The organism is Tahibacter harae (assembly GCF_024437735.1).
Taxonomy (GTDB): domain Bacteria; phylum Pseudomonadota; class Gammaproteobacteria; order Xanthomonadales; family Rhodanobacteraceae; genus Tahibacter; species Tahibacter harae.
Genome location: NZ_JANFQO010000011.1, coordinates 58301 through 71593 on the forward strand (window position 1 = coordinate 58301; position 13293 = coordinate 71593).

Genomic DNA, 13293 nt, shown 5'->3' on the forward strand with positions numbered 1-13293 from the left:
ACGCAGCCGTTGGGGGAGAGGGTCGGGGTGAGGGGGGCGATCAACGCGCCTCACCGTTTGGATTTTCGCCCGATTCTTCAACAAGCGAAGATCCGGCGAAAACCGGGATTCTTCGCAGACTGATGCGCTGCCCCCTCACCCAACCCTCTCCCCAAGCACGTTCCGTGCGTGGGGAGGGCTTTATGCTACGGCGCACGTTTGAAGCGTCGCTTCGTCGGCCCGTTTGTCCGCTACAACGGATGCTTCAACGCCAGCGCCAGACAGATCCCCGCCCATACCACCATTCCCAGCCACAGGTTGTTGCGGAAGGCCGCAAAGCAGGCGGCGCGCTCGCGGGCGCGGATCAGCCATTGCTGCCAGGCGCACAGCCCGGCGGCGGCGGCTACGCCCAGGTAGTAGACCCAGTGCAGGCCGGCGCGGCTGCCGATCAGCACCAGGGCCAGGATCAGGGTCGCCATCAGCACGCCGAGGATCATGCGGTCGTCGTCGCCGAACAGGATGGCGGTAGATTTGGAGCCGGCGGCGATGTCCTCGTCGCGGTCGACCATGGCGTATTCGGTGTCGTAGACCGTCGCCCAGATCACGTTGGCCAGGAACAGCAGCCAGCACAGCGGCGGCAGCGCGTCGAACCAGCCCACGTTGGCGCCGCCGCCCTTGACCGCGGCGAAGGCCATGGGAATCGACCAGCCGAAGGCAGCGCCCAGCACGACCTGGGGCAGGTGGGTATGGCGCTTGGCGAAGGGATACAGCGTGGCCAGCGCCGCGCCGCCCAGGGACAGCAGTACGGTGCGGGTATTGGTCAGCAGTACCAGGCCGAAGGCCAGCAGCATCAGCACGCCGAACAGCACCAGCGCCGCCCGCGGCGTGACCCGGCCGGCGGCGATGGGCCGGCCGCGGGTGCGTTCGACCTGGGGATCCAGCCAGCGGTCGGCATAGTCGTTGATCACGCAGCCGGCCGCGCGCATCAGGAATACGCCGATGGTGAAGATGACCAGCAGGTGCGGCGGCGGGAAATCGCCCTGTGCCAGCCACAGCGCCCACCAGGTCGGCCACAGCAGCAGCAGCGCGCCGATGGGGCGGTCCATGCGCATCAGCACCAGGTAGTCGCGCGTGCTGTCGCGCCAGCCCTTGGGCAGCAGGCGCAGCAGGGCTTCCAGCACGCCGCGCGAGCGGGCCGAGGCATCGGCCGGATGCGCCGGCGGCGGCTGTTTGGCCGTTGCCTTGCCGCCGCGGCCCGGCGTGGCGGCTGGTTTCGCCCCGGCGGCTGCGGGCCTGGGCGCTGCGGCCGGGCTGCGCAGGAAGGCGGGGGGCGGCGAGGGCTCCTCCGCCTCGACCTTCTCGTGCGCAGCGGATGCAGCGGACATGGCGGGCGTTTCCGCAGCCGGCCGCGCGGAGGCCGCCTGCGGTGTAGCGCGTGCGGGTGTCGCCGTCTGCGCCGGCGTTGCCGTTGGCTTGGCCGGGACAGCGGGCGGGGCGGCTGTCTGCGGCGCTGCTGCGGCGGCAGCCGGAGGCGGTGCGGCGGCTGATGTGGCAACGGCACGCGGCGGCGCAACGGCGGACCGTGCGCCCGCTGCGGCTGGAGTGGCGTTAGAAGCCGGCGCTGTGGCCAGACCGGCGCTAGAAGCCGGCACTGCGGCGGAATGGACCGGCACGGCACCCGGCTGCGCCGAAGTGGCCGGTACCGCGGCCGCGGGCGCTGCAGCCGGCTTCGCCGCGGACGATGACGGCATAGCGCCTGGCGGCGGCGGGCGGGGGACCGGTCTTGCGGGAGCCGGCGACGGCGTTGCGGCAGGCAGAACCGGCGTCGCTGCTGGCGCCATCGGAGAGGCCGGCGAGGCGGCGGCAATCGGGGTCGCTGCCGATTTTGCGGGCGCTTGCAGCGCAGCGGCAGTCCGTTCGGGGGGCGGCGGCGGGTTCGCCGAAGCAGCGGCAGCCGGTTGTGCCGCCGTCGCAGCGGATCTTGTAGAAGCGGCCGGTTCGGTAGCGGATTGTGCAGGCGCGGCCGCTGGTGTTGCGGGACCGGCCGCAGCTGGCTGTCCAGCCATCGTCCCGGGTTTCGCAGCCGCCGCCTGTACTGTAGCGGGCTGTGCAGGCACTGCCGCTGGTCTTGCCGGCGAAGCGATATCTGGCGGCATCGCCGTTGCGGCAGCGGGTTGCACAGGGGCTGCTGCTGGTTTCGCCGGAGCGGCTGTGACGGCTGTCTGCGCCACGGGTGCAGCAGGCATGGCGGAAGGCGCGGCAGCGGGCGGTGCGGGCTGTGTGGTCGGCCTGGCTGTGGAAGCTGGCGGTGCCGTTGCCGGCGCGGCCGGCGTCGTTGCGGCCGGCGCGGAACTCGCCATTGGCGCGGCCATGTCCGCCGCGGGCATTGCCGGCGCGGCAGCCGGAGCTGTCGTCGCGGCAGCCGGTGTCTTTCCTGGGGCTGCGGTCATTTCCGCCGCAGCGGGCCTGGCCGTGGCGGTTCCGCTTTTCGGTGCGGTAGTCCTCGCCGTTGTACGCGGCGCCGGGACGGGTGCTGCCGGATCGGCGCCCGGGGCCGGCGGCGATGCAGGATTCGCCGCCGCCTTGGCGCGCGGCGTACGCGCGCGAGGCTTGGTCGTGGCGGCCTCAATGGCTGTTCCGGTACCGGCAGCCTCTGTCCCCGCGATTCCCGTTTTCGCGGGCGCCGCCGCGGCGGTCTCTGCCGTTGCGTCCGCCCTGGCCGCCGGCTTGCGCGGCGCGCGTGCACGGCTGGTGCCGCTTTCCGCCGCCGCGCCGGCATCGCCGTCCGGGCCGCCGCTGTCGGCGGGCGCCGGCTTGCGGCGGCTGCGGGAAGCGGAAGGCGGGGTTGCGGCCTGATCGTCGCCGGGCGCTTCGGGTTTCTTGCTCATTGCGCGAGTGTAGCCGGGCGGGCGCGATTGCGGACCCGCGCTGCGGCATCTTGTGCACAGTCTGCGAAGTGCAGCGCGGTATTGCGGCGGTGTGTGGAAGCGTGCGCAATTACAGCGTCAGGAGTGCTGCGGTGCCGGCGCTGCGGAGGAATGGACTGTCGCGGCAAGCGGCGAGGGCGTTTCCTGCACAAAGCGTACGCAACACATGCGACTGCACCAACACGAGGCGAAATACTCCCTCCCCCAAACGCGCGAACGCGCTTGGGGCAGAGGGCTCTAGTGCATCACGGCGAGAAGCTGTACGTCGCCGTCCCGTCCCCATTGTCCTTCAGCTCCGCCACGCCCTTGATGCCGTTGGCCCTGGCCACGCCGGCCTGGCCGGCGCGGGTGCGGAAGGTGAGCGGGGCCTTGAGCTTGAGCGGGGCGAAGCTGACCGGGCTGGGCTGGATGTCGCTGCGCTTGAGCTGCGGATGCCTGCGGATCCACTCGATCACCACGTCGCGGTTGGTCACTTCCTCGGACATGACGATGTTCTTGCCGTCCAGGCCGGGAATGTTGCCGCTGCCGCTGGCGCGGTAATTGTTGGTGGCGACGATGAAGGGCTGCTGCGGCTGCACCGGCTTGCCCTGGTATTCGAGCTTGACGATCTTCTCGCCGGACGCGCGGGTCAGGTCTATGGTGTAGTTCAGGTCGCCCTGGATCACATCGAAGTTGTAGGTCGGTACCTTGGTGTTGATCAGCGCCTGCGCCTCGGCCGCCTGCGGGTCGATGCGGTTGAAACGCTCGGCGGATTTTTCCAGCCAGCCCTTGAGCACAGCGCCGTCGATCTTCACCGCGGCGATGGTATTGGGATAGAGGTACAGATCGGCCGCGCTCTTGATCGTGATTTTGCCCGGCTTGACGTCGCTGTAATCCTCCGGCCCGGCGAAGCCGGCCTTGAATGCGGCAGCGGCGGAGAGCACCGGCACCCCGGCCAGGTCCGGCCGCTCGGCCTTGATCCATTCCTGGGTGAAGGCGCGCTGCGCGGCATTGACCACGCCCAGCGCGCTGACGTCGCCCTGGTCGGCGAAATACGTGCTCAGGTGGAAATCGCTCTGGCCTATCGCGGTCTCCACCCAGGCGATGGTGGCGCGGTGCTCGGCATCGACGATGCGGCCGATTTCCACATCCGGCGCGACGCAGTCGCCGCCCTTGGGGCAGATAGGCCGCACTTCGCTGTAGCTCTTGTCCTTGACTACCTGCCAGCGGCCGTCCTTGCGTTCCAGCGCCAGCTTGATGAGGCCCAGTCCCTTGCCCCAGAAGCTGCCCATGACCGCCGGCACGCCGCGCACCAGGCCGCGTTCGTTGTCCACCTCGGGCATGTTGTTGAAGCGCGACTTGGGATTGCTGGCGTTGGGAAAGGTGTCGTGGGAATGGCCCAGCATGATCGCGTCGATGCCGGCGATGCCGGCCAGATGCCAGTTGGCGTTCTCCATGTCGACGTTGTAGGGCGAAGGATTCAGCCCGCCGTGCGACACCGCCACGACCAGGTCGACTTTCTGCGCGCGCAGCTCCGGCAGATAGCGCTGGGCTGCCTCGACCACACCCATCACCGTGACCTTGCCTTCGAGATTGCGCTTGTCCCATTTCAGGATCGGCGGCGGCGCAAAGCCCAGCACGCCCACGCGCAGCGGCACGCTGAGCGCGCTGCCGTCGGGCGTATAGGCGGTGATGGTCTTCTCCACCACGTGCCAGGGCGCGTACAGCGGCTTGCCGTCGCGGGCGGAGAACACATTGCTGAGCACGAAGGGAAAGGACGGGCCGGTGCAGCGCGGCGTGGTCACGCCGTCGGCGTTCATGGGCGTGCCGGTGACCTGGGCCAGGTAGTCCAGGCCGTAGTTGAATTCGTGATTGCCTATGGCCGCGGCGTCGTAGCCCAGCGCATCCATGGCCTTGTACATGGCCAGCTTCTCGCCGCAGGGCAGGCGCTGGGCCAGGGCCTGGTAGTCCGACAGTGCGGTGCCCTGGATGGTGTCGCCATCGTCGAACAGGAAGCTGTTCGGGTTTTCCTTGCGCGCCTCGCGGATCAGGGTGGCGACGCGCTCGAAGCCCAGGGTCGGATCTATCACGCCCTTGAAGTAGTCGAAGCTCAGCACATTGGCGTGCAGGTCGGTGGTTTCCAGCAGGGCTACATCGGCGCGGGCGCCGTCCTGCAGGCTGGGACCTTTCTTCTGGCCGGCGGCGCAGGCGGTCAGGGCGAGGGCGAGACTGAGGGCGAGGACGGCACGGGACATGGGCGGCAGGGCTGAGGAAGTCGGGGCCGCACCTTAGCACCGGTGCGCGTCGGTCGCATGTCCAGGCCGGCCTGGTGCGGTCGCGGCGTCTGTCGCGGGGCCGATAGCGGGCGCAACCCGGCGCTGTCACACTCGCCGCCTATCGTTGCAATTCCTGCCGGAGAACGCCCCGTGAAACATCTGCGCCTGCTGCCCTGCCTGATCGCCTTCGGCCTCAGCGCCTGCGCCACCCGGCCCGAAGCGCCGGCGGCGGCCGGCACTTCGGCAAACCCGATCACGGTGCCGCAGATCACCCGGCCGCAGCAGGAAACCGCGCAGTGGTGGTTCACCGCCGGCGCGGCCGCGGCGCATGCCAATGTCGGCGCCACGCCGCCGCGGGCGAAGAATGTGATCGTCTTCCTCGGCGACGGCATGAGCATCACCACCATCGCCGCGGCGCATATCCTGGCCGGCCAGCGCCAGGGCAAGGACGGCGAAAGCACGCGCCTGGCTTTCGAGACCCTGCCTTACACCGCGCTGAGCCGCACCTACGAGACCGATTCGCAGACGCCGGATTCGGCCGGCACCATGACGGCCATCATGAGCGGGGTAAAGACCAAGGCCGGCTTCATCGGCGTCGGCCAGGGCGCGCTGCGCAGCGATTGCGCCTCCACCCGCGGCAACGAGCTGCTGAGCATGCTGGAGCTGGCCGAACTCGCCGGCATGGCCACCGGTGCGGTCACCACCACCAAGCTCACTCACGCCACGCCGGCGGCGACCTACGGCCACCTGCCCGAGCGCAACTGGGAAGCCGACGTCAACGTGAAGGAGTCGGAGAAGGGCGGCGATTGCGCCGACTTCGCCCGCCAGCTGATCGAAAACCCCTTTGGCGATGGCCTGGAAGTGGCCCTGGGCGGCGGCCGCGAGAACTTCATGCTGCCGACCCAGCGCGATCCGGAAGAGCCCGGCCGCCCCGGCAAGCGCCTGGACCAGCGCGACCTGGTCGCGCAGTGGAGCGCACGACCCGGTGCCGCCTATGTGTGGAACAAGGAACAATTTGACAAGGTGGATATTGGCGCTACACGCCACCTGCTCGGCCTGTTCGAACGCTCGCACATGAAGTTCGACCACGATCGGCAGAATCCGGCCGCCGAACCGGGCCGCGTCGCCGCCGACGAGCCCAGCCTGGCCGAGATGACGCGCACGGCGCTGAAGCTGCTGAAGAAGAATCCCAAGGGCTATTTCCTGATGGTCGAAGGCGGCCGCATCGACCACGCCCACCACGCCGGCAACGCCTACCGCGCGTTGACCGACACCATCGCCTTCGCCGATGCGGTGCAGGTCGCGCTGGACGATACCGATGCGGCCGACACCCTGATCGTGGTGACCGCGGACCATTCCCACACCATGACCTTCGCCGGCTATCCGCAGCGCGGCAATCCCATGATGGGCCTGGTCCACGGCGGCTCGGATTTCGAGGATTCCGGCGAATCGCTGGCGCTGGACCAGGGCCAGCAGCCCTATACCACGCTGGGCTATGCCAACGGCCCGGGCTATACCGGCGCCACCGACACCCAGCCCGAAGGGCCCAAGACCTTCCCGCACTACTACAAGAAGCTGCTGGGCGCGCCCAAGGGCCGGCCCGACCTGCGCAAGGTCGACACCACTGCGCCGGACTACATGCAGGAAGCCACCGTGCCCTTCATGGGCGAATCCCACGGCGGCGAAGACGTCGCCATCTTCGCCCGAGGCCCCGGCGCCCAGGCCTTCCACGGCGAACTGGAACAGAACGTCATCTTCCACATCATCGTACAGAGCGCGCCGCTGCTGCGCGCCAAACTCTGCGCCAGCGGTAGCTGCAATGCGGACAAGGTGCCGGTGAAGCTGCCGGATCGGGCCAGTTTGCTGGGGAAGTGAAGGGCGGGATCGGAGATCCGGGATCGGATCCGGGATTTCAGATTCGAGATTCGAGATTCGCCGTGACTGTGCGGCGAAACTTCGAATTTTTTGGCAAGCAGGAATTACCGAACTTCATTGAGCAAAGCGGAAACTCCCTCTCCCCCAAGCGAGCTTGGGGGAGAGCGCTGGTTCATACGCGATCCGGCTGCCCGGTGCTTGCTTTCCTTGCCCTGCCGCTCCCGCAGGAAGGCGTATCGCAGCAACGAGCGGCGGCACGATCCTGATCGTTCCCATGCAGGGCCAGCCGGTTTCACGGCTTGCGCGACTTTGCCGACGCCGCCTGCCCGGCCTCCGGCTCATACCGGTACCGCCCCGTCACCGTGTAGTCGAACAGCATGTCCTCCAGCTGCGTCCCGGCGCCGATGTTGTGCAGGATCAGCGGACGGCCGCCGCGGCGCTGGGCGGAGACGATGCCGATATGCGGCACGCCGGAAGGCAGCCGCCAGGTGACGATATCGCCGGGTGCGTAGATCGAGGCGTCGGTCTGGCTGATGGACAGGCGCTGGCCGTGGCGGGTGAAGAAGGCCGCCAGGTTGGGTACGCGGCGGTGGTCGATGTTGCGGTCGGTGGAGCGCAGGCCCCAAAGCTTGGGATAGGCCGCCCAGGCCGCGCGCATGTCCTCGTGCACGCGCTGCTGCAAGTCCACGCCCAGGGCGCGGTAGGCGCGTATCACCACATCGGTGCAGACGCCGCGCTCGGCCGGCACATCGCCGTTGGGATAGGGCAGGCGCACATAGGCCGGATCGTAGTAGCGTGTCACGCCGATCTGCCGGCGCGCCGCGGCGATGAAGTCGTCGGGGAAGGCCGCCGCTGCTTGCGCCGCAACCGGGGACGACCGTGGTTTTGCGGCAGCGTCCGTCGCGGCCGCCGGCGTCTGTGCCGTGGCCAGGCCGGCGCACAGGCTGAGGAACAGACCGGCCGGAAGAGGGGCGTGAAAGAACGGGAACGGATTCATGCGGGAAGCCCGGCCGAAAGGAGGACTGCGGATAGCGGGACCGCAGAGCGCCTGCTCGGCAGCAAAGGAGGGTGGGCCCGCAACAGGTCCAGGTGCGGACTGGCCGCTGCGGAAGCGCTTGCGGGAGCGGCAAGGGTCACGGCGAAAGCCCGCCCGGCAGCCCATGTCCCGCGCCGGCGGCGGCACAACGGGCGCCGCAGCGGGAACATCGCCCGCCTCCGCGTGGTATTGAGCACGGCGACACCCTCGCCGTCGCAAGGCGCCGGTAGATCAGCCGGTATCGCGAAGCGGCATCCAGTCAACGTCATCGCAGGAATTCCCTCATGTCGGATCTGCCCCGTTCGCGCGTGCGCCGCTTGCTGTGGCCGATCGTGCTGCTCGCAACATTGCCGCTGGCTGCCTGCGGTCGCGAGCCGGCCTTGCGCGACGGCGACATCATCTTCCATACCTCGCGCTCGGCCCAGAGCGCCACCATCCAGCGCGCGACGCATTCGCGCTACAGCCATATGGGCCTGGTGCTGCACAAGGACGGCAAGCCCTATGTGTTCGAGGCCGTATCTACGGTGAAGTTCACGCCGCTGGCGCAGTGGATCGCTCGCGGCGAGGGCGGCAGCTACGTGGTCAAGCGCTGGCGCGAGGCGCCGCAGCGGCTGGATGCCGCCGGTGCCGCGCGCCTGCGCCGGGAGGCGACGGCGTTGGCCGGCCGGCCCTACGATCTCGCCTTCGCCTGGTCGGATGCGCGCATCTATTGCTCCGAACTGGTGTGGAAGGCCTATCAGCGCGCGTTCGGCGTGCGCCTGGGCGAGACCCAGCGCCTGCGCGATTTCGATTTGACCGATGCCGCGGTCAAGGCCAAGTTGCACGAGCGCTACGGCCAGCAGATTCCGCTGGACGAGATCGTGATTTCCCCGGCGGCCATGTTCGATAGCGAATTGCTGCAGACCGTCGCTTCGGAATGAGCTGCGCGCGCGGCCGTGGCTTCTGCGCGGAAATCGCTGGGGCGTCGCTGAGAGAAACCGCATCGGAAAAAACCGGATAAGTCCGAAAACGCATCCGGTGGATCCGCCCGGTGCAATCGTCGCACCGGACGGACGCACCGGATGAAAGTCCCCGGGGCAGAAAGCCGCGCGCCGTCCCGCGCTTCCTGCGCAGGAAACCCGGCGCGCGGCGGGTTGCTCAGTCGGCGATGCGGGCGATCTGCGCGGGCTGTTCGCCCTTGATGCGCCGGGCCGCTTCGACCAGCTGCACGAATTCGGCGCGATAGCCGTCGCTGTCCTCGCCGCGGGCGGCGCGGGCCAGCGCGGCGATGCCGTTCAGGTCGAACTTGCCGAGATGGGAACCGCCGCGCAGCGAATCGGCGAAGGCCGCGACCGCCGCGGCGAAGCGCAGGCGTTCGCTCGCGCTTTGCTGCAGTTCGCTGCGGCGCAGCGGGCGTTCGATCAGGCGGCTGCTGTCCTGGTCCGGTTGCTTGTAGCGCAGCTTGACGAAGGCGATTTCCTCGGCGCTGACGGTATTGGCCGGCCTGGCGCCGCCGTAGCGCAGCGGATCGACCTGGCCGGCGTCGCCGGTCAGGGTCAGCTCGTACAGTGCGGTGACATCGTGGCCGGCGCCGATCTCGCCCGCGTCCACTTTGTCATTGTTGAAATCTTCGCGCCGCAGCTTGCGGTTCTCGTAGCCGATCAGGCGGTATTCGGCGACCGCGGCCGGGTTGAATTCCACCTGGATCTTGACGTCCTTGGCGATGGTGAACAGGGTCGATCCGGCCTCGGCCACCAGCACCTTGCGCGCTTCGGCCAGACTGTCGATATAGGCGTGGTTGCCGTTGCCGATGTCGGCCAGCTGCTCGGCCAGTTCCTCGTTGTAGTTGCCGGCACCGAAGCCCAGCGTGGTCAGCGCCACGCCGCTTTCGCGCTGGTGGGCAACCAGGGTCTTGAGCGCCTGAGTGTCGGTGGTGCCGACGTTGAAATCGCCGTCGGTGGCCAGCACCACGCGGTTGACGCCGTCCTTGATGAAGGCCTGCCGCGCCATGGCATAGGCCAGCTGTATGCCGGCGCCGCCGTTGGTGGAGCCGCCGGCGGCCAGGCCGTCCAGCGCTTCGAGTATGCGCTGGCGCTGGTTGCCCGGCGTCGGCGGCAGCACCAGGCCGGCGCTGCCGGCGTAGACCACCATGGAAACGCGGTCCTGCTCACGCAGCCCGGCGACCAGCTGCTTGAACGCATCGCGCAGCAGCGGCAGCTTGTCGGCGGAATTCATCGAGCCCGAGGTGTCGATCAGGAACACCAGGTTGGATGGCGGGACCTCGCTGCGCGGCAGTTCGTAGCCCTTGATGCCGACCAGCAGCAGCTTGCGCTGGGCGTTCCACGGCGCGGCGGCCAGTTCGGTGGTTACGCTGAAGGGCGTGTCGCGCGTCGCCGGCGGCGCGTAGCCGTAGTCGAAATAGTTGAGGAATTCCTCCGCGCGCACCGCGTCGGCCGGCGGCAGCTGGTTGGCATTGAGCATGCGGCGCACATTGGTATAGCTGCCGGTATCCACATCGATGGAAAAGGTGGAGACCGGGTTTTCCGCGGTCAGCTGCAGCGGGTTGTCATCGTGGTCCTGGTAACGCTCGGTATTGGCTTCCTGCTCCGGCGCGCGGGCGGTTTCGGCGGCCAGGGCGATGCCGGCGGGCGGCGGCGCGCCGGCGTAGTTGGCGGCGGCGGGTTTGGCCGGCGGCTGCACGGCCGATTTCAGACGATAGGCCAGCGCCTGCGGATCGGCGCGGCCGGCCTTGGCTTCGGACTTGTCGGCGCTCTTCTCCAGCGACGGCTTGGCGCGCAGATCGGCCGGAGCCGCGGTGGCGGCGGTGCGCGAGCCGGTCACCTGAATTTCATCGGCGCTGACCGCGGAAGCCGGCGGCGTCGCGGCGATCTGCTCCTGCGGCGCAGGCTCGGGCCGCGCGTGCGTGGCGGAGATCGGTTCCTTCTGTGCGCAGGCGGCGAGGGTCAGGGCGAGACTGATCGCAAAGCTCAGGCGGGTGCTGCGCATGGTCGTGCTCCGGGTTGAGGTGCGGGTACAACGCCGCCTCCTCGATGCCGGGGTTTTGCCTGCGCAGGAATTTTTCGGCGGCCCTGCAGGGCCGGGCAGGGTGCGGGGAACCGCCGCGACGGGCGATCCCCCGCGGGGGCATTACTGGCCGAAGCGGTAGGCCACGCTCATCGAGACGAAGTCGATATGGTCGAAGCGGCCGTTGCCGTCGTCGGTGAGTGCGAAGCGGTTGCCCACGTGCTGGTAGCGGTCCCAGTCCAGGCGCACATCCCACTGCGGGTTCACGCGCACGTTCAGGCCCAGGCCGAAGGTGGCCTTGGTATCGCTTTCGCTGTGGCTGTAGGTGTGCGGGCGGCCGCTGGCGGCGGTGCCGCTTTCGTCGTAGTCGGTCTTGGCGTTGTACAGGCCGGCGCGGACGATGCCGGAGACGTTGTCGGTGAAATCCAGCTCGCCGAACACGGTCGCGCTGGGGCCGCTGATGTTGTACAGGCCGTCGATGGTGGCGTTGGCATTGGTCAGCGGCACGCGCGAATGCAGCACGTAGTTGCTGTGCACCTCGCCCAGGTCGACCCAGGCGAATTCCACGCCCAGCCAGGGCAGGAAACGGTAGCCGCCGAAGATCTTCCAGGCCTGGTCGGTGTCGTCGCGCAGGTCGGCGGAAAGAAAATCGTAGCCGCTGTTGCCGCGGTAGGCGTCGCGGATCTGGCTGGGCAGGCTGTCGTCGTAGCGTGCCTGGCCTATGCCGCCGCCGACGTAGAAGCCTTCGCCGCCGGCCTGGGCCGTGCCGGCACAGGCGCAGATCAGGGTTGCGCCGAGCAGTTTCTTAAACATGTTGCTATCTCCAGAATGGTAATCGGTGTGGTTGCCGGCGCCCCTGCGCACCTGCCGGCCTTGCCGCGTCGCCGCCACCTCCCTGGGGCGACGGCAGCACGCTAGCACACGGCCTGGCCGGTCGCGTGAAGCGGCAGCGCGCAGCTCCGGCCGCGGCTGCCACGAAATTTGACCTGCCGCGCGGCAGTCGGGTGCGATCCGCGGCGGCACAATGGCTGCCGATGCAGGCCGCAGGCCGCACGGCGCAATCTCACGGGTGCGTCAGGATTGCGGCCTGCATCGCCCGGTCGCCGGGTCCGTCCTGGACCCGGCGTTTCCGTGCCGCGGCGGACCTCCCTGTCCACCGCGCCGGGCTGTCGGCCTTCCTGGCCTTTCCCATCGGTCACAACGGTGGGACGCGCTGGTCCGCGGATTCCCCCAAAGCGCACGCCATCGTGTCCGCGCCGCAGATGTTGTGCCGTCGCCGGCGGCCGTGTCCGATCCGCTGGCGTCCGGCGGCATTCCCGCGGCCGTTGCGCTGGCCGGTGCTTGATCCGCCCGCGCCCGGCCGCATCTTGGCGCAGCCACGGCAGGGCGAGCTGCCGCTTTGTTGCGCAGGACTGCCATGACTGTTTCCGCCCGCCAGCCCGTCTTGTTCCTGGGCCACGGTTCGCCCATGAACGCCATCGAGGACAACCGCTGGAGCCGCGCCCTGCGCGAACTCGGCACGCAACTGGTGCGCCCGCGCGCGGTGCTGGCCATATCCGCGCACTGGTTCGAGCCGGCGCCCAGCCGGCTGACCGCCCAGGCGCAGCCGCAGACCATCCACGATTTCGGCGGCTTCCCGGCCGAGCTGTTCGCCGTGCAATACCCGGCGCCCGGCGCGCCGGAACTGGCGGCGCAGATTGCCGCGGCCAGCGACGGCCGCCTGCGCACCACCCAGGAATGGGGCCTGGACCACGGCAGCTGGAGTGTGCTGCGCCACCTGTTCCCGGCTGCCGATGTGCCGGTGATCCAGCTCAGCATGGACAGCCGCCTGCCGCCGGCGGCGCACCTCGCCCTGGGCGCGCAGCTCGCGCCGCTGCGCGACCAGGGCGTGCTGATCCTGGGCAGCGGCAATATCGTGCACAACCTCGGCCATGCCTTCCGCGCCTGGCGCGCCGGCGATACGTCCACGCCGGCCTGGGCGCAGCGCTTCGATGCGGATATCGCCGCGGCGCTGCAGTCGGACCAGCCCGAAAAGACCGTGGCGCTGTTCCAGGGCAGCGACGCCGCCCTTTCGCATCCCAGCCCGGAACATTTCCTGCCGCTGCTGTACGCCGTCGGCGCGGCCGGCGCGCAGGATCAGGTCGATTTTCCGGTCACGGGCTTCGACATGGGTTCGCTGTCCATGCGCAGCGTGCGCTTTGCGCCGCTTCCTGCTTGA

9 protein-coding genes are annotated in these 13293 nt (G+C 69.1%); 4 read left to right on the forward strand and 5 right to left on the reverse strand.

Features of this window, described 5'->3' with window-relative positions; genetic code table 11:
- Window positions 1-230: 230 nt before the first annotated feature.
- The gene (gene ubiA, locus NM961_RS13100) at window positions 231-1364 is read right to left on the reverse strand and encodes a 4-hydroxybenzoate octaprenyltransferase (RefSeq protein ID WP_305119173.1); all 1134 of its coding nucleotides are present in this window, start codon (window positions 1362-1364) and stop codon (window positions 231-233) included.
- Between the two features lie 859 nt (window positions 1365-2223).
- Here ubiA and NM961_RS13105 point away from each other — a divergent pair.
- Window positions 2224-2835 (forward strand): hypothetical protein, encoded by a 612-nt coding sequence (locus NM961_RS13105; protein ID WP_255914842.1) that lies wholly within the window; start codon window positions 2224-2226, stop codon window positions 2833-2835.
- Between the two features lie 316 nt (window positions 2836-3151).
- Here NM961_RS13105 and NM961_RS13110 read toward each other — a convergent pair whose 3' ends face one another.
- Window positions 3152-5140, reverse strand: coding sequence for a bifunctional 2',3'-cyclic-nucleotide 2'-phosphodiesterase/3'-nucleotidase (locus NM961_RS13110; protein ID WP_255914843.1), 1989 nt, complete (start codon window positions 5138-5140; stop codon window positions 3152-3154).
- Window positions 5141-5290: 150 nt separating this feature from the next.
- Between NM961_RS13110 and NM961_RS13115 the strand changes: the two genes are divergently transcribed.
- A complete protein-coding gene (locus NM961_RS13115; RefSeq protein WP_439334216.1) occupies window positions 5291-7036 on the forward strand; it encodes an alkaline phosphatase in 1746 nt (581 codons plus the stop codon).
- 292 nt (window positions 7037-7328) lie between these two features.
- On the opposite strand, the gene NM961_RS13120 is transcribed toward NM961_RS13115, so the two are convergent.
- Window positions 7329-8033 (reverse strand): DUF1287 domain-containing protein, encoded by a 705-nt coding sequence (locus NM961_RS13120; protein WP_255914845.1) that lies wholly within the window; start codon window positions 8031-8033, stop codon window positions 7329-7331.
- A gap of 323 nt (window positions 8034-8356) precedes the next feature.
- Between NM961_RS13120 and NM961_RS13125 the strand changes: the two genes are divergently transcribed.
- Entirely contained in the window at window positions 8357-8992 is a 636-nt protein-coding gene (locus NM961_RS13125; protein ID WP_255914846.1) for a YiiX family permuted papain-like enzyme, read from the forward strand.
- A 217-nt stretch (window positions 8993-9209) separates the two neighbouring features.
- On the opposite strand, the gene NM961_RS13130 is transcribed toward NM961_RS13125, so the two are convergent.
- Together NM961_RS13130 and NM961_RS13135 are read right to left on the reverse strand one after the other, a co-directional pair.
- Window positions 9210-11057 carry a VWA domain-containing protein gene (locus NM961_RS13130; protein WP_255914847.1) on the reverse strand — a complete coding sequence of 616 codons (1848 nt, stop codon included), beginning with the start codon at window positions 11055-11057 and terminating at the stop codon, window positions 9210-9212.
- Window positions 11058-11198: 141 nt separating this feature from the next.
- Window positions 11199-11888, reverse strand: a complete 690-nt coding sequence (locus tag NM961_RS13135; RefSeq protein WP_255914848.1) for an outer membrane beta-barrel protein — start codon at window positions 11886-11888, stop codon at window positions 11199-11201.
- A gap of 604 nt (window positions 11889-12492) precedes the next feature.
- Here NM961_RS13135 and ygiD point away from each other — a divergent pair.
- Window positions 12493-13293 (forward strand): 4,5-DOPA-extradiol-dioxygenase, encoded by an 801-nt coding sequence (gene ygiD, locus NM961_RS13140; protein ID WP_255914849.1) that lies wholly within the window; start codon window positions 12493-12495, stop codon window positions 13291-13293.

Bases quoted from the DNA above. Each gene is read 5' to 3' on its own strand.
- ubiA (WP_305119173.1), bottom strand. From the start codon at position 1,364: ATGTCCGCTGCATCCGCTGCGCACGAGAAGGTCGAGGCGGAGGAGCCC.
- NM961_RS13105 (WP_255914842.1), top strand. From the start codon at position 2,224: ATGGCGGAAGGCGCGGCAGCGGGCGGTGCGGGCTGTGTGGTCGGCCTG.
- NM961_RS13125 (WP_255914846.1), top strand. From the start codon at position 8,357: ATGTCGGATCTGCCCCGTTCGCGCGTGCGCCGCTTGCTGTGGCCGATC.
- ygiD (WP_255914849.1), top strand. From the start codon at position 12,493: ATGACTGTTTCCGCCCGCCAGCCCGTCTTGTTCCTGGGCCACGGTTCG.
- NM961_RS13110 (WP_255914843.1), bottom strand. From the start codon at position 5,140: ATGTCCCGTGCCGTCCTCGCCCTCAGTCTCGCCCTCGCCCTGACCGCC.
- NM961_RS13120 (WP_255914845.1), bottom strand. From the start codon at position 8,033: ATGAATCCGTTCCCGTTCTTTCACGCCCCTCTTCCGGCCGGTCTGTTC.
- NM961_RS13135 (WP_255914848.1), bottom strand. From the start codon at position 11,888: ATGTTTAAGAAACTGCTCGGCGCAACCCTGATCTGCGCCTGTGCCGGC.
- NM961_RS13130 (WP_255914847.1), bottom strand. From the start codon at position 11,057: ATGCGCAGCACCCGCCTGAGCTTTGCGATCAGTCTCGCCCTGACCCTC.